The organism is Parasphingomonas halimpatiens (assembly GCF_036663795.1).
In the GTDB taxonomy this organism is placed as follows: Bacteria; Pseudomonadota; Alphaproteobacteria; order Sphingomonadales; family Sphingomonadaceae; genus Sphingomonas.
The window spans coordinates 1-21,802 of sequence record NZ_JAXOJP010000044.1; the positions used below are offsets into that span (position 1 = coordinate 1).

Annotated in this window: 23 protein-coding genes; 6 read left to right on the top strand and 17 right to left on the bottom strand. The window is 63.7% G+C overall.

Annotated features, from left to right (window positions below; translation table 11 throughout):
- Positions 1 to 254 precede the first annotated feature (254 nt).
- Positions 255 to 527, top strand: coding sequence for a hypothetical protein (locus U1839_RS24085; RefSeq protein ID WP_332806105.1), 273 nt, complete (start codon positions 255 to 257; stop codon positions 525 to 527).
- Between the two features lie 21 nt (positions 528 to 548).
- On the opposite strand, the gene U1839_RS24090 is transcribed toward U1839_RS24085, so the two are convergent.
- The 16 genes from U1839_RS24090 to U1839_RS24165 all read right to left on the bottom strand — a co-directional run bounded on the left by U1839_RS24090 (position 549) and on the right by U1839_RS24165 (position 14,996).
- Positions 549 to 1,208: a peptidylprolyl isomerase gene (locus tag U1839_RS24090; RefSeq protein ID WP_332806134.1), complete on the bottom strand. Its 660-nt coding sequence runs from the start codon at positions 1,206 to 1,208 to the stop codon at positions 549 to 551.
- A 28-nt stretch (positions 1,209 to 1,236) separates the two neighbouring features.
- Entirely contained in the window at positions 1,237 to 2,709 is a 1,473-nt protein-coding gene (gene gatB / locus U1839_RS24095; RefSeq protein WP_332806106.1) for an Asp-tRNA(Asn)/Glu-tRNA(Gln) amidotransferase subunit GatB, read from the bottom strand.
- Positions 2,706 to 2,924 (bottom strand): hypothetical protein, encoded by a 219-nt coding sequence (locus U1839_RS24100; protein ID WP_332806107.1) that lies wholly within the window; start codon positions 2,922 to 2,924, stop codon positions 2,706 to 2,708. The genes gatB and U1839_RS24100 overlap by 4 nt, the downstream gene beginning before the upstream one ends.
- Complete coding sequence (gene gatA, locus U1839_RS24105; RefSeq protein ID WP_332806108.1) at positions 2,924 to 4,408, bottom strand: Asp-tRNA(Asn)/Glu-tRNA(Gln) amidotransferase subunit GatA; 1,485 nt, start codon at positions 4,406 to 4,408, stop codon at positions 2,924 to 2,926. The genes U1839_RS24100 and gatA overlap by 1 nt, the downstream gene beginning before the upstream one ends.
- A complete protein-coding gene (gene gatC / locus U1839_RS24110; RefSeq protein WP_281126327.1) occupies positions 4,405 to 4,692 on the bottom strand; it encodes an Asp-tRNA(Asn)/Glu-tRNA(Gln) amidotransferase subunit GatC in 288 nt (95 codons plus the stop codon). Before gatC ends, gatA begins: the two co-directional genes overlap by 4 nt.
- Positions 4,693 to 4,803: 111 nt before the next feature.
- Positions 4,804 to 5,376, bottom strand: a complete 573-nt coding sequence (locus tag U1839_RS24115; RefSeq protein WP_332806109.1) for a hypothetical protein — start codon at positions 5,374 to 5,376, stop codon at positions 4,804 to 4,806.
- 304 nt (positions 5,377 to 5,680) lie between these two features.
- Entirely contained in the window at positions 5,681 to 6,571 is an 891-nt protein-coding gene (locus U1839_RS24120; RefSeq protein ID WP_332806110.1) for an IS1 family transposase, read from the bottom strand.
- Positions 6,572 to 6,615: 44 nt separating this feature from the next.
- The gene (locus tag U1839_RS24125) at positions 6,616 to 7,431 is read right to left on the bottom strand and encodes a DUF3037 domain-containing protein (RefSeq protein WP_332806111.1); all 816 of its coding nucleotides are present in this window, start codon (positions 7,429 to 7,431) and stop codon (positions 6,616 to 6,618) included.
- Positions 7,415 to 8,182, bottom strand: a complete 768-nt coding sequence (locus U1839_RS24130) for a HipA family kinase (RefSeq protein ID WP_332806112.1) — start codon at positions 8,180 to 8,182, stop codon at positions 7,415 to 7,417. The genes U1839_RS24125 and U1839_RS24130 overlap by 17 nt, the downstream gene beginning before the upstream one ends.
- A 322-nt stretch (positions 8,183 to 8,504) precedes the next feature.
- The gene (locus tag U1839_RS24135; RefSeq protein WP_332806113.1) at positions 8,505 to 9,317 is read right to left on the bottom strand and encodes a TorF family putative porin; all 813 of its coding nucleotides are present in this window, start codon (positions 9,315 to 9,317) and stop codon (positions 8,505 to 8,507) included.
- A gap of 287 nt (positions 9,318 to 9,604) precedes the next feature.
- Entirely contained in the window at positions 9,605 to 11,128 is a 1,524-nt protein-coding gene (locus tag U1839_RS24140) for a SulP family inorganic anion transporter (RefSeq protein ID WP_332806114.1), read from the bottom strand.
- A complete protein-coding gene (locus U1839_RS24145; protein WP_332806115.1) occupies positions 11,125 to 11,820 on the bottom strand; it encodes a carbonic anhydrase in 696 nt (231 codons plus the stop codon). Before U1839_RS24145 ends, U1839_RS24140 begins: the two co-directional genes overlap by 4 nt.
- Before the next feature lie 435 nt (positions 11,821 to 12,255).
- Complete coding sequence (locus tag U1839_RS24150; protein ID WP_332806116.1) at positions 12,256 to 12,468, bottom strand: hypothetical protein; 213 nt, start codon at positions 12,466 to 12,468, stop codon at positions 12,256 to 12,258.
- A gap of 168 nt (positions 12,469 to 12,636) precedes the next feature.
- On the bottom strand, positions 12,637 to 12,843 hold the full coding sequence (locus U1839_RS24155; protein ID WP_332806117.1) for a hypothetical protein: 207 nt from the start codon (positions 12,841 to 12,843) through the stop codon (positions 12,637 to 12,639).
- A gap of 114 nt (positions 12,844 to 12,957) precedes the next feature.
- The gene (locus U1839_RS24160; protein ID WP_332806118.1) at positions 12,958 to 14,259 is read right to left on the bottom strand and encodes an ATP-binding protein; all 1,302 of its coding nucleotides are present in this window, start codon (positions 14,257 to 14,259) and stop codon (positions 12,958 to 12,960) included.
- Positions 14,260 to 14,285: 26 nt separating this feature from the next.
- Positions 14,286 to 14,996: a response regulator transcription factor gene (locus U1839_RS24165; protein ID WP_332806119.1), complete on the bottom strand. Its 711-nt coding sequence runs from the start codon at positions 14,994 to 14,996 to the stop codon at positions 14,286 to 14,288.
- A 231-nt stretch (positions 14,997 to 15,227) separates the two neighbouring features.
- On the opposite strand from U1839_RS24165, the gene U1839_RS24170 reads away from it, so the two are divergent.
- Positions 15,228 to 15,521, top strand: a complete 294-nt coding sequence (locus U1839_RS24170) for a hypothetical protein (RefSeq protein ID WP_332806120.1) — start codon at positions 15,228 to 15,230, stop codon at positions 15,519 to 15,521.
- A 137-nt stretch (positions 15,522 to 15,658) separates the two neighbouring features.
- Here U1839_RS24170 and U1839_RS24175 read toward each other — a convergent pair whose 3' ends face one another.
- Positions 15,659 to 16,588, bottom strand: a complete 930-nt coding sequence (locus U1839_RS24175; protein ID WP_332806121.1) for a glutaminase — start codon at positions 16,586 to 16,588, stop codon at positions 15,659 to 15,661.
- Positions 16,589 to 17,112: 524 nt separating this feature from the next.
- Here U1839_RS24175 and U1839_RS24180 point away from each other — a divergent pair.
- Genes U1839_RS24180 through U1839_RS24195 form a run of 4 tightly spaced genes read left to right on the top strand, consistent with a single transcriptional unit; the run spans position 17,113 to position 21,546 of the window.
- Entirely contained in the window at positions 17,113 to 18,285 is a 1,173-nt protein-coding gene (locus U1839_RS24180) for a CpaE/TadZ family protein (RefSeq protein WP_332806122.1), read from the top strand.
- Positions 18,282 to 19,646: a TadA family conjugal transfer-associated ATPase gene (locus tag U1839_RS24185; RefSeq protein ID WP_332806123.1), complete on the top strand. Its 1,365-nt coding sequence runs from the start codon at positions 18,282 to 18,284 to the stop codon at positions 19,644 to 19,646. The genes U1839_RS24180 and U1839_RS24185 overlap by 4 nt, the downstream gene beginning before the upstream one ends.
- On the top strand, positions 19,643 to 20,614 hold the full coding sequence (locus U1839_RS24190; RefSeq protein ID WP_332806124.1) for a type II secretion system F family protein: 972 nt from the start codon (positions 19,643 to 19,645) through the stop codon (positions 20,612 to 20,614). The genes U1839_RS24185 and U1839_RS24190 overlap by 4 nt, the downstream gene beginning before the upstream one ends.
- Positions 20,614 to 21,546, top strand: coding sequence for a type II secretion system F family protein (locus U1839_RS24195; protein ID WP_332806125.1), 933 nt, complete (start codon positions 20,614 to 20,616; stop codon positions 21,544 to 21,546). The genes U1839_RS24190 and U1839_RS24195 overlap by 1 nt, the downstream gene beginning before the upstream one ends.
- The last annotated feature ends 256 nt before the right edge of the window (positions 21,547 to 21,802 follow it).

Here is a 21,802-nt window from a genome sequence, read left to right on the forward strand (position 1 = left end):
TCATGTCGTCTCAAAATGTTGCGATGCCTGGAATTTCTTCGCCAACGACCTCGCCCGCGTTGCTTCTGTCACAACGCGAAGCTGGGCACAGGTCAATCTTTAAGGCCGTTGGTATAAAAGGTTCATAATGGCGGAATTAGCCGGGCAGCGGGTGCAATCTGCGGCAGAAACAGTTGGGTGATTTCTGCCTCTCCGGTCGGGTCCCGACGCAACAAGCGAGCCAATCACGCGTTGTCGCGGGACAGGAGAAGACCATGGCAACCGCACCGCAACCCGAAGCACCGCCCACCCCCGAACAGGCGCCCCCGGAAGTATCGCCGCCGCCGCCCGATGTGGATATCCCCTCGCCCACTCCGACTCCGTCGGGCGACCAGCGCAGCGATATCCAGCAAGTGGTGGAAGCGCGTCGCGACGCGGTGGAACGCGGCGAAGGCGGACCCGAGCCCGAGACTTTCACCAGCGCCGGCTTGCCCAGTGGCGGCGGCACGGGTGGTGTTACGCGCAATCAGGAAGAAGACGCCCAGTAAGCCGCCGCGACGTCGGGCAGGTTATTTGGCGGCGATGCGCCGCACCGAGATAACCTTGACCGGCGCTACCGGCACCTCACCCTTGAACGTGCCGAGCAACGTCGCGGTCGGCGAGACCGGCGCGTTGAAGATCGCCAGGATCACGTCCATGCCTTCGACCACGCGTCCGAAGGTCGCATAGCCGAGATTGTCGCCCGGCTGGGTCGGGTCGGCATCGAGGCCGAACTGATCGCCGACACTGATCGTGAAGTCCCCTCGCCCGGTTCCAGGCGCCAGCCGCGCGAGCGAGATCGTGCCCTCATAATGCTTCAGGCCGGTCACACTGGTCGGTTCGTGCTTGATCGGTGGCAGGACCCGCTTCGGATCGCCCATCACGCCGAACTGGACGAACCCGAAGCGCTCCGCGACCTTCACATCGCGGTAGAAGCTGACACCGTCGAGCCGGCGCTGGTCGACATAACGCAAGAAATTGGCGGCGGTGACCGGCGCCTTCTGCGTTTCCAGCTCGATGACGATTCGCCCCGCGGAGGTGACGACCGCGACGCGCGGCACGGGCGCTGCAGCCGGGACGACAGGCGTAGACACGGCGACGGGAATCGGCGCGGCGGCTGGCGCGGTCTGTGCCATCGCCGGCGCCGCCATCAGGCCCAGCGCCAGCACTATCAACCGCCGCATCGCCATCATCGCCCTGCTCCCTTATCGTTAGCGTTCAGCCCAGCGCCTTGCGCAGCAACTCGTTGACGACTGCCGGATTGGCCTTGCCGCCCATCGCCTTCATCGTCTGGCCGACGAAGAAACCGAACAGCGCCTCCTTGCCGCCGCGAAACTGCTCGAGCTGGTTGGGGTTTGCCGCCAGCACGCCGGCGATCACTTCCTCGATCGCACCGGTGTCGCTGGTCTGCTTCAACCCGCGCTCGGCGACGATCTTGCCCGGCGCGTCGCCCGTTTCGAGCATGATCTCGAACACCTGCTTGGCCAGCGTCCCCGACAGCGTGCCGTCGGAAACCAGCGCGAGCAGCTCGGCCGCCTGCCCCGGGGTGACCGGACTCTCGGTGATGTCTTTGCCGAGCCGGTTGAGCGCGCCGAACAGTTCGGACGTCACCCAGTTCGCCGCCGCGACCGGCTTCGCGCCCAATTCGAGCAGCGTATCGAACCAGCGCGCCGCCTCGACCTCGGCGGTCAGCACCGCGGCGTTGTAGGCGGTGATGCCGAGTGCCTCGTAACGCGCGCGCTTGGCGTCGGGCAGTTCGGGCAGGCTCGCGCGGCACGCCTCGAGAAACGCGTCGTCAAGTTCGAGCGGCAACAGATCGGGGTCGGGGAAGTAGCGGTAATCATGCGCATCTTCCTTCGAGCGCATCGACCGCGTGACGTTCTTGTCGGGATCGTAAAGCCGCGTTTCCTGGACGATCCGCCCGCCCTCTTCGAGCACATCGACCTGGCGCCGTGCTTCCTGCTCGACCACCGCCATGACGAAGCGCACCGAATTGACGTTCTTGGTCTCGGTCCGCGTGCCCAGTTCGTCGCCCGGCTTGCGCACGCTGACATTGACGTCGGCGCGCATCGAGCCCTCCTCCATATTGCCGTCGCACGACCCGACATAACGCAGAATGGCGCGCAGCTTGCGCAGATAAGCCCCTGCTTCGGCGGGAGAACGCATATCCGGCCGGCTGACGATCTCCATCAGCGCCACGCCTGAGCGGTTGAGGTCGACATAGGACTGGGTCGGGTGCTGGTCGTGCATCAACTTACCGGCATCCTGCTCGACATGGATGCGCTCGACCCCGATCTCCTTGGTGTTCTCGTCCGGATTCTTGTCGTCGAGGCTGATCATCAGCCGCCCCTCGCCGACCAGCGGATGGTAGAGCTGACTGATCTGATAGCCCTGCGGCAGATCGGCGTAGAAATAATTCTTGCGGTCGAAGCGCGACCATTTGTTGATCTGCGCGTCGATCGCCATGCCGGTGCGCACCGCCTGGCGGATGCACTCGCGGTTGGGCACGGGCAGCATGCCCGGCATCGCCGCATCAACCAGCGATACCTGCGTATTGGGCTCCGCGCCGAACGCCGTCGCCGCGCCGGAGAACAGCTTGGCGTTGGAGGTGACCTGGGCATGGACTTCGAGGCCGATCACGACCTCCCATTCGCCGGTTGTGCCATGGATACGATATGCTGCTTCGGTCATTTTGGCATTTTCTTCATTGGGGCGGAATTGGCTTTTCGAAGCACCATCTCGCCGCGATCATTCAGATAGAATTCGACTGCGCCAGCTCCCGTCAAACCGGCACGACGACGGACGGTTTCGCCAAGGAAAACGCGACCTTGCTGGTCCATGATCGTGGTACGGGGTAGCGACCTGACTTTCGCGCCGCCATCCGTGCCAAGCTGGTTCTTTTCCATTACCACCAAGCCTCCGCCCGCGCCGTGAACCCTGCCCGCTCCTCGATCGCCAGTCCGGCATTCAGCACGCCCTGCTCATCGAGCGGCTTGCCGATGATCTGCAACCCCAGCGGCAACCCGTCCTTGTCGAGTCCGCCCGGAACCGACATCGCCGGCAGGCCGGCGAGGCTCGACGGCACCGTGAAGACGTCGTTGAGGTACATCGCCAGAGGATCGGCGCTCTTCTCGCCCAGCGCGAACGCCGCCGAGGGCGCGGTCGGGGTCAGCAGCAGGTCGCAGCTGTTCCAGGCCTGTTCGAAATCGCGCGCGATCAGCGTGCGGACCTTCGATGCCTGGGTGAAATAGGCATCGTAGAAGCCCGCCGACAGCACATAGGTGCCGATCATGATGCGGCGCTTGACCTCGTCGCCAAACCCGGCGGCGCGTGTCGCGGCGTACATCTCCTGCAGGTTCGCGCCCTCGGGCAGGTCGCGCAGCCCATAACGCACGCCGTCATAGCGTGCGAGGTTGGACGACGCCTCGGCCGGCGCGATGATGTAATAGGCCGGCAGCGCATATTTGGTGTGCGGCAACGAGACCTCGACGATCTCGGCGCCGGCGTCCTTCGCCCAGGCGATGCCCTGCTGCCACAGCGCCTCGATCTCGGGCGGCATGTTGTCGACGCGATACTCGCGCGGGATGCCGATGCGCTTGCCCTTCAGGCTCGCGTTCAGCCCCTGCTCCCAGGCCGGCACGGGCAGGTCGAGCGAGGTCGAATCCTTCGCATCGAACCCGGCCATCGCCTCGAGCATGATCGCGCAGTCGCGCACGTCGCGCGCCATCGGCCCGGCCTGATCGAGCGACGAGGCGAACGCCACCACGCCCCAGCGCGAGCAGCGGCCATAGGTCGGCTTGATCCCCGAAATGCCGGTGAACGACGCCGGCTGGCGGATCGAGCCGCCGGTGTCGGTGCCGGTCGCCGCCGGGCACAGCCGCGCCGCGATCGCCGCCGCGCTGCCACCCGACGAGCCGCCCGGCGCGAGCGGCGCATTGCCGCCATCGCTGCGCCGCCACGGCGAGATGACGTTGCCGAACGCCGAGGTCTCGTTCGACGAGCCCATCGCGAACTGGTCCATGTTGAGCTTGCCCAACATGCCCGCGCCGGCCTTCCACAGATTGCCCGACACCGTCGATTCATACTGCGGCGTGAAGCCTTCCAGGATGTGGCTCGCTGCGGTCGCCGCGACGCCCTTGGTGCAGAACATATCCTTCATGCCGATCGGCACGCCGGCCAGCGGGGCCAGTGTCTCGCCCGACGCACGCGCGGCATCGGCGGCATCGGCGGCGGCCAGCGCATGTTCGGGCGTCTCGACCAGAAAGGCGTTGAGGATCTTCGCCGCGCTGACCTTGGCGGAGAACGCCTCGGCTACGTCGCGCGCCGAGAAGTCACCCTCGCGGACACCGTCGCGGATCGCCGCAACGCCGAGATCGGTCAGGTCGCTCATTCGATCACCTTGGGAACAGCGAAAAAGCCATGTTCGGCAACCGGCGCGTTGGCCAGCACGGCGTCGCGGACATTGCCGTCGGTGACGACATCGTCGCGCAGCCGCAAATGGTTGGGGATGACGGCGGTCATCGGCGCGACGCCGGTCGTGTCGACCTCGCCGAGCTGCTCGATCCAGCCGAGGATGTTGTTGAGTTCGGGCACGAGCCGCTCGGCATCGGCATCGCTGATCGCGATCCTTGCCAGGCTCGCGACCTTCTTTACGGTTGCGGTATCTACAGACATGCCCACTCTTTGCTGGTCACGAGGACGTGACCCGGGCGGCTAGCAGAGCGCATGCCGCAAGCGCAAGCGGCGACCGGCGCGGAGGGCACCGCGCCGGTCGCCGCCGCGTGGTCAGGTCCGCGTCTTGGGCAGCGGCGCGGCGGCGGCTGGTGCCACCGCTTTCAACGGTTGCGCAGGCGCATTTTCGCTCGCCCCGGCGCATGTCCCGGCGCTGGTCTTCGTCATCTTCGGCTGTTCGTTCGCGCCATCGGAGCGCCACGTCACCGTCCGCGTGCACCCGCCCTCGCTCGTTACGGTCGAGACATAGCTGTACGACACCACGCCCGGCGTCGCCTTGCCGGCAACCAGCGGCTCCGCCGCCTCGCCGGCCTGCGCCGCGCGCTGCATCATCGCGATCCGCTGCAGCGCCAGGTCGGCCTGGCGGTCCATCATCGCCGCGACGCGGTCCATCTCGGCGAACGGCGCCATGTCGAAACCGGCAAGCGGCACGAAGGCGACCGGCGTGCTCGGTCCGCCGGCGACCCTGATCTGCGGCGCCACGTCGCCCTGATAGGTGATACGCGCCTCGCTGCCGTCGGGCAGCGCGACCTTCATCACATGCCAGTCGTGGCTGGTCGCCATCGCCGCGCCGGCCAGCAACAGCGTTGCGCCGCCGGCAAGAACGGCAATACGAATCCTTCGCATCAATCGTCCTCCTCTTGGGTTGTTGGTCCGGGAAATCTATCCGGCGAAGCTGAACCGCCGATGGGTAGTGGGTCAGTTTGAATATTTCCGGAAATCGTGTATCGAGAGATTCTCCTTGCCGGCAAGGGGGTGTCGCAACCCCATGCAAAGGAGAGTCCCATGGACTTGTCATGGGCCGCTGCTGGCGTCATCATCGCGATGACACAGCTTGTGGTAATGGTCGTAACGTTAACTAGAAAGAAGCGCCGAACTTTCCAGCCCGGACCTGTAAGGAGAACGACAGGTAATCCGAAACCCCTTTGGTTCAGCCATTGGGGTTTTTTATTGCCTGCTTCCGATAAGAGCCGCGCTTCGCTGGAGTCTCTTCCGCATCCGCGACCAGCTTCGCGATGTCCGCAATCTCCCAAAGCCGATCCGACACGCCAGCGGCCATCGCCGGGGTGACGCGCAGCGTCTTATGGATGCGGACGAAATTATAATACATCATGTGCAGCGCGATCGCGTGGGCGTGGTTCTCGACCTTCTTTGAGAAGGCGTTGGTCAGGCGGGTGAAGCGGCGCATGTGCATCCGGATCGTGAGGTTCTGGCGCTCGACATAGCTGGTCGAGACATCGCCGGAGTTCGGGCTTCCGGTGACGCGGACTTTCTTTGCGCCGGTGCATTCAGCAGGGCTGTAACGGCCGGGTGCGGTAATCGTGGGGCCGTACATCTTGACGAGCTGCGCATAGTCCACGTCGTCGCCGAACGCGCCTTCCACGGCTTCGAGATAGGCCTTGTGGCCATCGCTGGTCAGTTGCACGCGATTGGCGAGACGGTCGCGCAGATCGTCAATGAACCACATGGCATATTCGCCGTCACGACCGCCCACGAGATAGGAGACGATCAGTTTGCTATCGGCGTCGAGAGCGGTCGACGTCCATGTATCGCCAGCAGCTTCCGGCGCGGCTTTCGCGGTCGCGACGTTCTTTTGTTTGGCATAGGTGAACGACCAGATTTCATCGACCTGAACGCGCTTCGCCTTCACGTTGCGTACGTTGGCGTCGTGATAGGCGGCGCATGCCTTGCCCGCATCGATCAGCAGTTTCGAAACGGTGTTCTTGCTCGCGCCGGTCAGCCGCGTGATGGCGCGGATGCTCATACCTTCGCACAGAAGGTGGAGGATTTTGGCGCGATCATCGTTTGAGAGCCTGTTCATAGACTCTATATATGACCCTTATGCTTGACCGTCAAGCATAAGGGTCACTTTAAAATCGGATGATGCGAATTATAGGCGTCGTAAAAGGTGCGCTCCAAAAACTGCCGGTCATGCGGGTCCTCCCAGTTCACCAAATCATCTGCATAGGGGCGGAGCACCGCTAGATTATCGCTGAGTTCATTGAGCCTGGCGGGAGCGGCGGCGTACACGCCAATCTTATGAACCTTCCGATCGGGGAAAGCCGCTTCGGCTCTATCCAGCACAACCGCCTTAAGAGCGGCCTGCGCGAGTTGTGGCCTACTCGCCCGTAGATCAAGAACAGCGGCCACATGAAAACTAGAGTTTAACTGGGCAAAATCAGCCTCCAGCTCATGCGATACCGGATAATTCTTGAAGACCTTCCCGCTTTCCATCGGCTCATCTTTATTAGCTAATATTTCGGCCCGGCGGAGAACTGCGCTTATCTCAGATACAACTGTTGAACCATCGCGGCTTCTGGTGACACGACGCTTAAGAACCAAATCCTTAAGTATTTCCTGTACTATCGACTCGTATGCACCAGACGTTGGGGCCTTAAACCACCCGGTCTTTTGCATCGAAAACTGATTTTCGATTATCGAGAACGCCTTTAGGCGCAACTCCGGGCGCTGTTCCGGCTGATCTAGTTTCGCGAGCGCCGACGTGAACGCTGCAATTTCTGCATCCCACGAACCGAAAGTCAGGGCATGAAGCTTTCGAGTTTCGCTAACGCGAATATCCAGACCATCCGACTTGAAGACGACTATACCAATATTAACGCGCTCACCGCGACGAATGTCGGGAATAACTTGGAGTATTGCATATTTATAGGTATGTTCCATTTTCTATGCCCTCCCTTATTCCTTCAATGCGATCAAGGCGTGCGCCAGAAACCCACCAGTTATCAATCCACGATTTTTGGTCTAAAGTCAACCACTCATTTGGGCTTTCGTTAATAAAGCCGCTAATTTGCTCAAGAGCAATAAGTGATAAGTTATCCAACACTGCATCTACTTCATCTTTTATTATGAACTCGCCAAACTGCTGGCGTAGAAAACGCATGGCACCTATTGTATTTTCGCTAGGCGACATCGGTAACGGCGGAAGTTCATCGCCATTGCAAAGCCAAGCTCTACTAAAATCGAACGATAAAATAGAGATTCCAAAGTGCTGTTCGCGAACGATGTAGTTATTCAAGTGTCGGTCTACATTGTGAACAAACAAATCGAACGCAAAGATACGCGAGATGGTCGGGGCCAAAAGGGCGAAATCGATATCGCCAGAAATTGCTCGGAGCCACCAGTCTTTGGGATTGTGCCCAGTTTCCCAGCGGGAGCCGAACCAGCGGTCTCCTTCAACGGAAACGATTTTGCATGTCGGTGACGCAATGCCCGCAGCCTCGCTAAGACGGGTGCATAACCACTCGGAATGCGGCATTGCCGCGTTTTTAACGCTGTCTTTTATGGCATAATCTGAGCCGTCTTCGCATCGACATATAAGCGCGCAATCTGCGCTCCCAAAGTCGGCTTGCTCACATCGCGTTGCCGCGACCGATAGTCCATATAGCGCCGGGATCAGTCCGCCTTCGTCCATCGCGTTTGTGCGGCTTGCTTCGCAATTTCGCTGCGACGCTCCGGTGACAAGCTCTTCGCCCGCGCCGTACCGCCTCTCTCCCCTCCGGTCCGGCCAAGAGCGGCCATTGGACTTGAAGTCGGTACGCTATCAGTTGTTTCGCCTGTGGCAATCTCAGTTATGAGCTTTGCCAACTGGTTAGGATCGCGTGGGCGTTTTGGTGTCTTTGCCATACCCCCTTATCGCACGGCGCGGCCCGCGTTTGCACCCTTGTTTTCAAACTGACCCACTACCCGCCGATGACTGGACGCGACCCGCCGTGTCCGGCGGATCGCATCACGCGTCAGAACGACGCCGAGATCGAGAACAGCACCTTGGCGCCGGCGATCGGCGAACCATCTTTGGTGCTGGAGAAGTTCGGCAGCAGGTAAGCCGAACCGGTGCGGCTGATGTCGGTATCGACATAGGATATGCCCAGCGTCACCGGGCTCAGCACATAATCGGCGCCGAGCGACCAGTCGGCGTAACGCCCGGTCGGCGCCACGCTGGTGCCGTTCGGGCCGAGGCCGGGATTGCCGTCGGAATAGCCTAGATGCGCCTTGAGCGTCAGCCCGGTGCCCGGCACGCCCGCGCTGGCATCGCCCCACAGATAGAGATTATCCTCCTTGTCGCCGATCCGGCTCTGCGGGGTGTTGCTCCAATTGCCCAGCGCCTGTTGCGCCGGGGCATAGGCAACGCCCGCGAGCAGCGCGACCGGGCCGACCGTGCCGCCCAGCTTGACATAGGGCTCGACGAAATCGGTCTTCTTCGCGCCGCCGGGATACATGTACCAGGTCGCCCCGACATCGAGCGTGCCGCCGCCGAGCGGCAACTTGTAGCCGCCGAACAGGTCGAGCTCGACATTGGGACCGCCAAAGGTGCCCCAGCCGGCCAGGTTCGATGCCCAGAAGCCGCCGTAAAGACCGCTCTTGTGCGTCGCGATGACACCGCCCTGGATCGCGAATCCCTTGTCGGATTGCGACACGCCGCGGAAACGATAGTCCGAGACCAGCGCGACACTCCCCGACAGCGTGATCGGCTTGGGCGGCGCCGTCTCCTCGGCAAAAGCCGGCGCGGCGCACAACAGGGCGACGGCCGGAGCAACAAACGTCTTCATCGAGAACATCCTTTCGTGTGAAGAACGTTCCCACCTGCGCCCGGCAAGGTGCCCGCCTCTCGCCGGGGGTCTGGCGGTGCAGGCATCCTTGCCGAGGCCTTCATCTTGGCGAAGCGATCGGGCCGGCGCGTTGCCCGATCGTAACGAAGTGTTGCTGGGATTGGGAATGAATAGTCCCTCCCCTTCGGGGGAGGGGTTGGGGTGGAGCAGTGCCGCGAAAGCCAGTCTCGGTGAGACTTCCCCCACCCCCAACCCCTCCCCTGAAGGGGAGGGGCGAGAAGCAGCGATTACACCGCCAGTCGCTTCAGGTGCCGGCTATTGCCGATCAGCTCGACGCTGCCACCGCGCTGGCGCACACGCTGCAGCCACTGGCGCAGCGTCTCGGCCGCGCTGTGGTCGATCGCCGGCACGCGCAGCAGCTCGAGCGTCATTGCCTTGCCGTCGGGCAGTGCGTCGAGCACGCGGTTGAGCTTGGGCAGGCCGAGGAAGGTCGCCGCGCCGTCGAGCCGGACATGGCAGCGCCCGTCCTGTTCGACCGTGTCGACCTTCAGCCGCAGCCGCCGGACATGCGGCGCCAGTTCGAGCAACGACATCGCCAGCCCGACCAGCACGCCGGTCAGCAGGTCGGTCGCGATCACCAGCACGAAGGTCACGCCCCACACCGCCGCCGGCAGCACGCCATAATGGTCGAACAGGTGGCGGACATGCTTGAGGCTCACCAGCCGCGCGCCGGTCACCACCAGCACGCCGCCCAGCGCCGCCATCGGGATCTCGCGCAGCAGCCACGGCAGCAAGGCGACGAAGCCGAGAATCCACGCGCCGTGCAGGATCGTCGACAGCCGCGTCGTCGCCCCGGCCTGGACATTGGCCGAGCTGCGCACGATCACGCCGGTCATCGGCAGCGCTCCGGCCGCGCCGCACAACAGATTGCCGATGCCCTGCGCGCGCAGTTCCTTGTCGTAATCGGTGCGCGGCCCATCATGCATGCGGTCGACCGCCGCCGCCGACAGCAACGTCTCGGCACTGGCGATGAAGGCGATCGCCACCGCTCTGAGCAGCAGCGTCGGGTTGGCGAGCGACGCCACGAAGCCCGCACCCGGCGTGTCGATCGCCGACAGGATCGATTGCGGCACGTCGACGCGCACCACGTCGAGCCCGAGGAAGAAGGCGGTGAGCGTGCCGCCCAGCACGCCGATCAGCGCGCCCGGCACCAGCTTGAGCGCGGCGGGTCGCACCTTGTCCCAGCCGATCATCAGCACGATCGTCAGCACGCCGATCAGCAGCGCGATCTCGGTCGCGGCGAGGTTGGTCGGCGACAGGCCCATGATGCGGCCCGGAATGGCGGCGAGGTTCTCCAGCCCATTGGCCAGCGGCCGGGCGTCGAACAGCGTATGGAACTGGCCGATCACGATCAGCGCGCCGATCCCGGCGAGCATGCCATGGACCACCGCCGGCGAGATCGCACGGAACCACCCGCCCAGCTTGAGGGCGCCGGCGGCGAATTGCAGCACGCCGGCCAGCACGAGGATCGGGCCGAGCGCGCTGACGCCAAGGTCGCGCACCAGTTCGAACACGATCACCGCGAGGCCCGCGGCGGGGCCGCTGACCTGCAGCGGCGAGCCAGCGAAGAACCCGACCACCAGCCCGCCGATGATGCCGGTGATAAGCCCCTTTTCGGGCGGCAGGCCCGAGGCGATCGCGATGCCCATGCACAGCGGCATGGCGACGAGGAACACGACGATCGAGGCGGCAAAGTCGCGCATCACCCAGCCGCGCGCGGCGGGGGCTTCAGCTATCACGGCGCTGCTCATTCCGCCGCCTCCGGCCAGGCGATGTCGGCGGCAAAGCGCTGGCTCGAGGCATGTGCGACCGGTAGCGGCATATCCTCACGCAGCGGCATGAAGCGCCCGGTCTCGCCATCGAGACCAAGGATCTGCCCGGCATGGATGTCGACAAACCAGCCGTGCAGCGAGATATCGCCGCGCGCGATCCCGGCCGCGACCGACGGATGCGTGCGCAGATGCGCGAGCTGCGCGACGATATTCTCCAGTGCGATGGCATGGACGCGCTCGCCCGCGTCGAGATCGGGATAACCCGACGACACGACGCACTCGGCGGCGGTCGCATGGCGCAGCCACGCCGCGACATTGGGCATGCCGGCCATCGTCTCGGGCTTGCTCACCGCCTTCATCGCGCCGCAGTCGGAATGGCCGCAGACGATGATGTCGCGCACGCCCAGCGCCATGACGGCGAACTCCACCGTCGAGGTCACCCCGCCATTGGCCTGCGAGTAAGGCGGGACGATATTGCCGGCGTTGCGGCACACGAACAGGTCGCCCGGTGCCGCCTGCATGATCTGCTCGGGCACGATCCGCGAATCCGCGCACGAGATCATCAGCGCCTTGGGGCTCTGGCCGTGCCGCACGAGGCGCGAAAACAGGTCGCTCTGGTTGGGGAAGATGGTCTTCTCGAACCCGAACACGCGACCGATCAACTCGTTCATCATCAAACTCCTTTGCCGCGCGCACCGGGGGTGCACCGTCATCGGACCAGATAGGCCGCCCGCCTTGCTGCGATGCAGCGCGACTGTAAGGATTTGTTGCTGCGACCTCTTTCAATACCTCCCCGGCACGGGGAGGGGGACCGCCGAAGGCGGTGGAGGGGCTAGTCGGGGGAGAGCAGGCCTGCAGAAACGGACATCGCGATAGCCGGCAACGGCAAACGCAGGTCGCATGTGAGCATTGATCGAGCCCGACCAGCCCCTCCATCAGCATGGTGCTCAGCCCACCTGAGCGACAGCTTCTCACGCAGCGCCGTGCCAAGCAGCTTCTTGCGCTGAACCTGCCAGTCGGTTCTCAGACGGATCGGGTCAACCGACGGCGCTTGAACGGGGAAAGGGGTGGTCAGCGGTCCTGCAGCTTTTGGACCATAGCTAAGGTTAGCTGCCGCTCGTGCGGCGTTCGTTGTCAGCCTTTACCATGAAGCTCGCGACAGCGCCCGGCAGCCCGAACACGATGAATGCCGCTAATGCCCACCAAGGCTTGAGAGCGGATGGTATTGTCCAGATTGCAATGACCAGCACGGTAAGGGCGAGCGCAGTCACTAACCTGACGGTTTGAAGAACTCTTCTTGATCGGGCGGAGAGCAGCATAGCCGGAGCCTACGCCGTCGCGCCGCCGAAGCAATGTCCGCAAGCGCGACGAGTATGCCAGCGGCGCAATGTCCGAGAATGGGGTGGCTCAGCCTGGGCTGCCTTGCGTCCTGATTCCTGCCGGTCGAGTTTCGGACGTGTTGTCTCGACCGATGGGATCCGAAAGGGTCAGCGGAAATGGAATACGGCCTGACCGAGCAACACAGCACCAACCATACCGCACGCGATCATGAACGCCCAAAAGCGAATAGGTCCTTCGTCTCGATCGAGAACCTCGGCACCCCTTAAGCTTACGCGGCCAGCCAGACCGACCCAGACGGCAAAGCCCAGCATCATCATCGCGAGTATCCAGTTGAATGTGCTGCCGGGAGTCATTTCGCGATGATCGTCGGTTTTTCCAATGTCCGCAATTGAGAAGCCAAGGATGGTCGGCGAATGACTGCGATTGCGGCGGCAGCCGCCTGTCCCCTCGCCCGGACCATCCCCCGCTCAGCTTGAAAGGCCTCCACGCCCCGGCAACGCAATCGTCACATCCAACCCACCCCCGCCGCGATTGACCAGCGACAGCGTCCCGCCCTCGCCCGCCACCACCTTGGCGACGATCGCCAGCCCCAGCCCAAGCCCCTTGGTGTTGCGCGCCCGCGAATCGTCGAGCCGCACGAACGGCCGCAGCACCTCGGCGATGCGATCCGCCGGGATACCGGGGCCGTCGTCCGCGACCGTCAGCGTCACCCCGCTTTCCGCCGTCCCGGCCAGCGTCACACGCGCCTGCCCGGCATAGTGCAGCGCATTTTCGATCAGGTTGGAAACCGCGCGGCGCATCGCCGAGGCGCGGATCACCGTCTCGAGATGTTCGGGCCCGGCATAGGTCGCGTCGGCGCCGCGATCGGCGGCATTGTCGACCAGCGTCGCGACGATCACCGCCAGGTCGCTCAGCGCGGGCGGCTCGGGGTCGTCGTCACCGGCGAGAAACGCCAGCAGCGAGGCGATCATCTCGCCCATCTCCGTCACATCCTCGCCGAGTTCGTCGCGCAACCGGACGTCGTCGACCGCCTCGAGCCGCAATTGCAGCCGCGCCAGCGGCGTGCGCAGGTCGTGGCTCACCGCGGCGAGCGCCTGGGTGCGGCTGTCGATCAGGTCGTGGATGCGGTCCTGCATTTCGTTGAAGGCATGGATCAACTGGCGGATCTCGGCCGTCCCGGCCTCGGGCACCTGCGCGCTCTCCGCCATCCCGACCTGGCGCGTCGCCGCGATCAGCCGGCGCAGCGGGCGCAGCGTCGATCGGATCAGCAGCGCGCTCAGCCCGAGCAACAACAAAGCGGGGACGAGCGCGCGCAGCACGCGTCCGATCGCAAAGCTCCACTGGCCCGTTTCGGTCCGCATCCGAAAGCTCATCCAGCTGCCATCGGCCAGCTTCAGCTCGCCCGTCACCGGCGTGCCGTCATGCAGCGGCGCCAGCCGCAGCCGCAGGTCGGAATGCGCCAGCCCCGGCTCCCAGGCGAGGATCTGGCGCTGCATGTTCGCCAGGTCGGGCGTGAACGACGAGTGCGCCGGCGCGGTCGCGCGCCATTCGACATGATAACGATCGGTGTCGAGCGCCCGCGCGATCGCCGGCCGCTCCGCCGGCCGCTTTTCCTCGATCAGCTGGCTCGCCACGACGAGATGCTCGGCAAGCCGCCGCGCCTCGTCCTCGCGCACCGAAAATTCGGAGGCGCGCTCGTACAGCAAGGTGCTGGCGCTGAACTCGACCAGCACGGTCAGCAGCAGGATGATCAGCAGCCGCCCGAGCAATCCGAGCGAATGTCGCCGCAGCCAGCTCAGGATTTGGTCACCGCAGCGCGCAGCATATAGCCGATGCCGCGCACCGTCACGATCGGCGCGTCGCGCCCGTCGGCCGACAGCTTGCGCCGCAAGCGGCTGACCAGCACGTCGACGCTGCGATCCGAACTGTCGCCGAGCCGCGTACGCGACAGCTCGATCAGCCGCTCGCGCGCGATGACGCGCTGCGGCTGGGCGATGAAGGTCGCCAGCAGGTCGAACTCGGCGCCCGTCACGTCGATCGTCGCGCCGCTCGGCGCGCGCAGCTCGCGGCGCGGGAAATTGACCGTCCAGCCGTCGAAATGCGCTTCCGACTGGCGCTCCTCACTCGTCCCGCGCTCCATCCCGCCACGCCGCAGCACCGCGCGGATCCGCGCGATCAGCTCGCGCGTGCTGAACGGCTTGGCGAGATAATCGTCGGCGCCCAGTTCCAGGCCCGTGACGCGGTCGACCTCGCTGCCGCGCGCGCTGACGAAGATGATCGGCACGTCGCTGGTACGGCGGATCTGGCGGCACAGGTCGATGCCGTTGGTGCCGGGCAGCATGATGTCGAGCACGACGAGGTCGACCGGCCCGGCATCGAAGGCGAGCCACATTTCCGGCGCGGTCGCCGCCGGACGCACGGCATAGCCATTCTCGCGCAGCGTGCGCGCGATCAGGGTGCGAAGCGAAGGGTCGTCCTCGACCAGGACGATGGCAGGTTCGGTCACGGGCGGTCGGGAAAGCGGTTGTCGTTCATGCCGCGCAGTTAGGCGTGGTGGCGAAAGCGTTCAACCGAGACGCGCGCCGAACCGCCTTCGCGCCGCGCCCGGCAATCATTCGTTACAAAGCGGCAACCGAACAGCCAGACCCCGGCCATGCTTTTTCACGAAGCGGACAGCCGCAGGAAATATCGCGGGCGCATATCGGGTTCATCGACCTTCCCCGTTTCGGAGATCATCATGAAGCCCTTGACCCTCGCCCTGCTCGCCTTCGCCTTCGCCCCCCTCCCGCTCGCCGCCCAGTCGCTGCACGACACCCATGACATGCGCTGGGCGCCGTCGGGCAAGACGCCGTCGGTCACCTGGCATTATCGCGGCGCCGATCGCCAGCGCACCGCCGAAAATTGCCGCGCGGCGGCCACCCCGATCCATCTGTCGGGCAAGACCGTGATGGCGGCCACCTCGCAGCCCGATGCGTGCGGCACGCAGCTGGCGCAGGCAACGCCCCAGGGCGCCGTCGTGGCGCGCGATTGATCCGTGCTACCCGCTCCGGCCCTTCATCCCGGGCCGGAGAGGGACCAATGGCGCCGCGCGCCACCCGCGCCGCAGCCGCCCGGCTCGCATCCGGCCCCCAGCGAGCTTCCGGCGATGCGGCGCGGCACGGCGCAACTTCACCCCTCGAACACCGACCATCCCGTGCGCTGCACCAGCCGCTCCAACGCCACCGCGCCCAGCTGCGAATTGCCGCGCTCGTTGAGCCCCGGCGACCACACCGCGATGCTCGCCCGCCCCGGCACCACCGCGAGGATGCCGCCGCCGACGCCCGACTTGCCCGGCAACCCGACGCGAAAGGCGAACTCGCCCGATCCGTCATAATGGCCGCACGTCATCATCAGCGCGTTGATGCGCCGTGCGCGCTGCGGCGAGACCACCGACAGGCCGGTCGCCGGGTTGCGCCCGCCGGCCATCAGATAGCGCCCGGCCAAAGCCAGTTGGCGGCAACTCATCGCCAGCGCGCATTGGTGAAAATAGACTCCGAGCACGAGCTCGGCGGCATGGTGGATATTGCCGAACGCACGCATGTAATTGGCCAGCGCGATATTGCGAAAGCCACTGCGCAGCTCGGCCTCGGCGACGCGCTCGTCGATGAAGATGCCCTCCTCGCCGACCAGCGAGCGCACGAAGCGCAGGATCTCGCCGATCGCCTCGCGCGGCTGATGCCCCGACAGGATCATGTCCGACACGACGATCGCGCCAGCATTGATAAACGGGTTGCGCGGAATGCCATGCTCGGTCTCGAGCTGGACGATCGAGTTGAACGCCGTGCCCGACGGCTCGCGCCCGACGCGCTTCCACAAGGCGTCGCCCGCCAGCCCCAGCGCCAGCGTCAGCCCGAAGACCTTGGCGACGCTCTGGATCGAAAAGGGCTCCTCGGCATCGCCGGCGAGATGGCAGGTCCCGTCGGCCTCGACCACCGCCATGCCGAACCGCGCCGGATCGATCTCGGCAAGCGGCGCGATATAGTCGGCGACGATGCCGCGATCGGGCATGTCGGCAATCTCGGCGGCGATGTCGGCGACGATGCGGGAAAGGTCGGTCATGCTTGGTTGTAGAGCGGTGGGCGGCAGGCATCCACCGGGTTGATTTCGGCAAGCGCCTGCCGGCTGTCACGCTGCGGGTGTGACGGCCGCCAATCCCTCGTGTGCGGCCAGTATCACGCCGACAGGTCCCGAAACCCTTGAATCCGTTACGGCGACGGGTAGCGACGTGGCCGTACCGTGGCGGCATCGGTCCGTTATTCGTGCTGAGCGTTTGAATTGGCCCCCGCGCGTCGCTGCAAGGGCGAGGCACGGGGTTGATAGCGATACGCGGCAAAGCTCATGCTTGCCGGGATCGCTCCGAGCCCAACCATCAGCGGATCCCGCCACGGCCACCTCCCGGTACCGCGCGAAAAAATGCGCGCGGAAGCTCATCCGCCGTCGATCCTCCCTATAATAGATGTGGCATCAATTTTGGACTGTAAGATAATTTAAGAGTTAATTTTCGCGATTATATTGTTCCTCAACCATAACTCTTATTCGCAACCGAGGATATTTCACGGATGACCATACCAGGGCAGGCCCCCTTGGATCGCGTTGCGGAACCACAACTGTCAGCAATCGCCTTTGTTCGTGACAAGGACACGGAAACATCGGTTGCAGCCTATTTTGCCTCCGCAGGGATATCGGATGTCCGGCTGGTGCGCGACGACATCGATCAAGCGATCGAACTCTTGGGGCACGAACGGTCACCGCGCCTATTGATCGTCGACATCTCGGGCGAACCGGAACCGACACTGAAACTCGGGCGAGTGGCCGAGCTTTGCGACCCTTCGACAACCGTCATCGTGGTTGGCGACCGCAACGACCTCGCCTTGTACCGCAGCCTTAAATATCTCGGCGTTGCTGAATATTTCTATAAGCCCTTGGTGCCCGACCTGTTCGCGTCGGCCTGCGCCCTGGCGTTCGGGCATCAACAGGACACCGGCAACCCGCGTGATGGCCATCTGGTCACGGTACTCGGAGTTCGCGGAGGTGTCGGGGCGACAACGATCGCGGTGAATACGGCGTGGCACTTGGCGGAGGTCATGAAGCGCCACACGGTTCTCCTTGATCTCGATCTCCAGGGCGGCGATGCAGCCCTGCATCTCGATGCCAAACCCAGCGATGCACTCTTGGAGGTGTTGAAGAACCCAGACCGGCTCGACAGTCTCGTCGTCGAGCGCGCGGTTACGCAGCTTTCCGAACGGCTCGACATCCTTTCCACGCTAGCGCCCTTGAACGATACGGCGGATGTCGACGAAGCGGCAGTTCTCGCGCTGATCGGCCGATTGCAGGAGCGCTATCGCTACGTTGTCGTCGATCTGCCGTTTTGGGCCGCAGCACGGTTCCCGCAGTTGTTGCATCGTCGGGCAACGCTCGTGCTCGTCACCGATGAGACGATCGCCTCGGCCCGCGATACGTTGCGCTGGAAGGCGCAAATCGACGGGAAGGAAACGGCGATATCAACGGTGGTCGCGCTCAACAAGGCGCACGCACCGGGGGCGCTCTCCGGCGGCGATTTCGCTCGCGCGCTCGGGAAGGTCCCGGAGATCACCGTTCCGTTTCACGCGTCGATCGTCGAGTCAGGCGATCTTGGTCTGCCAGCCATCGCCAACAGCACACCGTTCCGCGATGGGCTGGCCCCGTTGTTCAAGCGGCTTACCGGCGAACCGGGAGACGCCCATAGCTCCCTGCTACATCGGGTCTTCGGCCGATGATCGCGGCTTTCGGCCGGCACCTCATCGGGACCGGAGCGGAGCAGTTTCCATCCCTAACCGGAGCAAGTTCGGCAACCGGACACGCTGGACACACCATTGGAATCGACGACCAGATCCATGATCAGGTGCTGGCACGCATGGAACCCTCGCTGGCCGTGCGGCTTTCGCGTCCGGAGCTCGTGGCAAGTATCGAGCCGCTCGTAAGCAGGATCGCCGATGAACGCCACCTCCTGCTCAATCGCGAGGAACAAGTGGCGCTTGCCATACAGATCGCCGACGAAATCGTCGGGTTGGGCCCGGTCGAGCCCTTGCTGCACGACGACACCGTCTCCGACATCTTGATCAACGGGCCGAAGCAGGTCTATGTCGAGCGTCACGGTAAACTCGCACTGACCGAGGTCCGGTTCCGCAGCGACGCTCACGTTTTGCATCTGGCGCATCGCATTGCCGCGTCGATCGGGCGGCGGATCGACGAATCCAGCCCAATGCTTGATGCAAGACTGCCCGATGGTAGCCGAGTCAACTGCATCACCAGCCCGTTGAGCCTCCAGGGAACGTGCATCTCGATCCGGAAGTTTGCCAAGACTCTCCTCGATCTCGACCGACTCCGGAGCGGCGGGAGTGTGTCGCCCCGCGTCGCGGTGGCCTTGCAGATTGCCGCCCGGTGCCGACTTAACATCGTCATCTCGGGGGGCACCGGATCGGGAAAGACGACGCTGCTTAACGCGATGTCGCGGCTGATCGACCAAGGTGAACGCATCGTTACGATCGAAGATACGGCAGAACTGCAACTGCAGCAGCCCCATGTCATCCGCCTCGAAACCCGGCCGCCGAATATCGAAGGCTTCGGACAGGTACCCCAACGCGACCTCGTTCGAAACGCGCTGCGCATGCGCCCTGATCGCATCATCGTTGGCGAAGTGCGCGGTGGCGAAGCCTTTGACATGTTGCAGGCCATGAACACTGGCCACAACGGCTCGATGTCCACGGTTCATGCCAACTCGACGCGCGACGCCCTGTCTCGCATCGAAAACCTGGTCTTGATGGCCAACGTGAACCTGCCAAGTCACGCCATCCGCGGCCAAGTCGCCAGTGCCATTGATCTGGTCATCCAAATCGAACGGATGCGCGACGGCGTGCGGCGTGTTACCGAGGTGACCGAAGTCGTCGACATATCGGACGGACAGATCAAGACCGCAGCGCTTTGGGCCTACCACTATGTCGGCGAGGGTTCGGACGGATCGCTGCGCGGCGTCATCAAATCGAGCGGCGAAGAGCCACGTTTTCTGTCGCGTCTCGACTACTACGGGCTCAAGGACGCTTTCGTCGAAGCACTGAAGATCGGTTCAGAGGCGGCGTGAGCAAAACCCCCGTGATTTTGACGATTGCTGCAGCCGCAGCCACCAGTCTTGTCGTCGGATGGATCCTGTGGCGGCTGTTCACCATGTGGAGCCGAGCGCAGCGGATGACACGCCGAATCGCGACGCTCCCTCGTGCCGAAGCGACCCTAGCCGTCCATCGAATTCGGATACCTGTCGTCGACAAATGGAGCGATAGCGGCTGGTACAGGTTGATCGCTCGATTTCTTCCCGTCCATGACATCTACGCCGGCCAGCGCCTGTCGCGTTCCCAAATGCTGGCGATAGCAATGACAATCGCCGTGATTGCGTCCGTCGCCCTTTGGCTTAAGTTCCTAATCGCACTTCCGATCGCAATCGCCGGCGGGGTACTATTTTTTCTCCTCTCTTTCGGGTTTCTGTTCGGGATGGAACGGCGGCACAGTGAGCGCGCCCTCGTTGCTGCGCTTCCCGGCACCATCGACATGCTTGTCGAAATGATCCGCTCGGGAATGGCGGTCAGTTCGGCGATCCGCACCGCGAGTGCCGACATCCCGCAGCCCTTGGGAGGCATTTTCCGATCGATCGCCGACCAGAACGCGATCGGCCTGCCGCTCGATCAGGTCGTAGCAACGATGGCTCGGCGTATCCGCAGCCCAGAGTTTGGTTTCTTCGCGGTTGCGGTGAGCCTGCAGTATGCAACCGGCGGAAACCTCACCGCCTCGCTCAAAGAAATGGCGAATATGATGCGGCGTCGGCATGCCACGTTCCTCAAGGCCAGGGCCATTGTGTCCGAGGTCCGGATGTCGGCCGTGTTGCTGACCGTTCTTCCCTGCCTTTCGGCTGTGGTGCTACAGGTGTCGAATCCAAGCTACATGGCAAGCTTGTTCGAAGACCGTCGCGGCCATTATCTGCTGACGGCGGCGGTGCTTTGTCTCTTGGCCGGCACAGGCACGATACACGGCATGATGCGGCGCAATTTGAGAATATGATGTTGAAGTCGCTTTCTCGTCCTGATGAGTTCGCCGCTCTGGTTGGAGCAGGCAGCTTCCTTGTCGCTTGGTTGTTGCTGCTTGCTGCCATACCAACGCGCAGGGAGCGCGAACTCGCTCGTCGGATTGCCGCCTTGCGGCCCGCGGCCCCCGTCTCTTCGAGCGATCTGGCCGGGCGCCTCGACCGGGTGATGGTTGCAGCGCTGCCGTTCTCCGAACGGGTTCTCGGCCCAATCGGTCAGCAGCAGTTGCGCCGAATCGTCGGCGATTCCGGGATCACGCGCCGGTTGGGGCTGTTGGCGTTTGCCGCGATGCAACTCGTTCTCACTGTGCTCGGCGGGGCGATCGGCTGGGTATTGCTCGCAAGATTTGCCGGCGAGAACTCCCTCTTGCATTGGGGATTCGTGGCAGTCGGCGCGCTATTCGGCGCTTACTTTCCGGATATGGCGCTCCGCAAGATCGGAGAACACCGACTGCATGAAATCGAACTCGGGATCCCTGATGCGCTCGATCTGATGGTGATCTGCGCGGAAGCCGGACTCTCCTTTGAAAGCGCGCTTGAACGTGTTGCCGCCGAACTAAAACACAACCAACCGGCACTCGCCGCCGAATTCGCGGCAACGTCGGCCGAGTTGCGCGTGTTGCCGGAGCGTGCTTCGGCACTCGCATCGCTTGCCATGCGCGTACCCTTGAAGAGCATGGAGACGGTTACGACGACTCTAATTTACTCACTCAAATACGGTACGCCACTGGCTCACGCGTTGCGCGTGATGGCGGGGACGCTGCGCAACGAAGCGTTACTGGCGCTTGAGGAGCGAGCCGGTAAACTACCGGCGTTGATGACGATCCCGATGATCTTGTTCTTGTTGCCGGCAACCATGATCATCCTGGTCGGGCCAGCAGCGTTGCGGATTATGGACGCTTTCCACTAGGCTCAGGACTGTCATCGGCGTGCAAAAGGGGCTCTGGCGCAGTTTTGGTGAAGTTGGCTGCAATACGCCATGAACAACGTCTGACAAAATTTCCCAACGCCCCGGCGCTCGCTTTCGCAAATTCCTCGCCTTGCGAAACCACTAACGCACCGTCCGCCCCAGACGTTTTTCCACATCCGCCGCGCCAAATCGTCCCACAGCGTGATTCAACATCCCGCGCCGCCCCATTATCCCCCGCCGCCCTGCCGGCTGGACG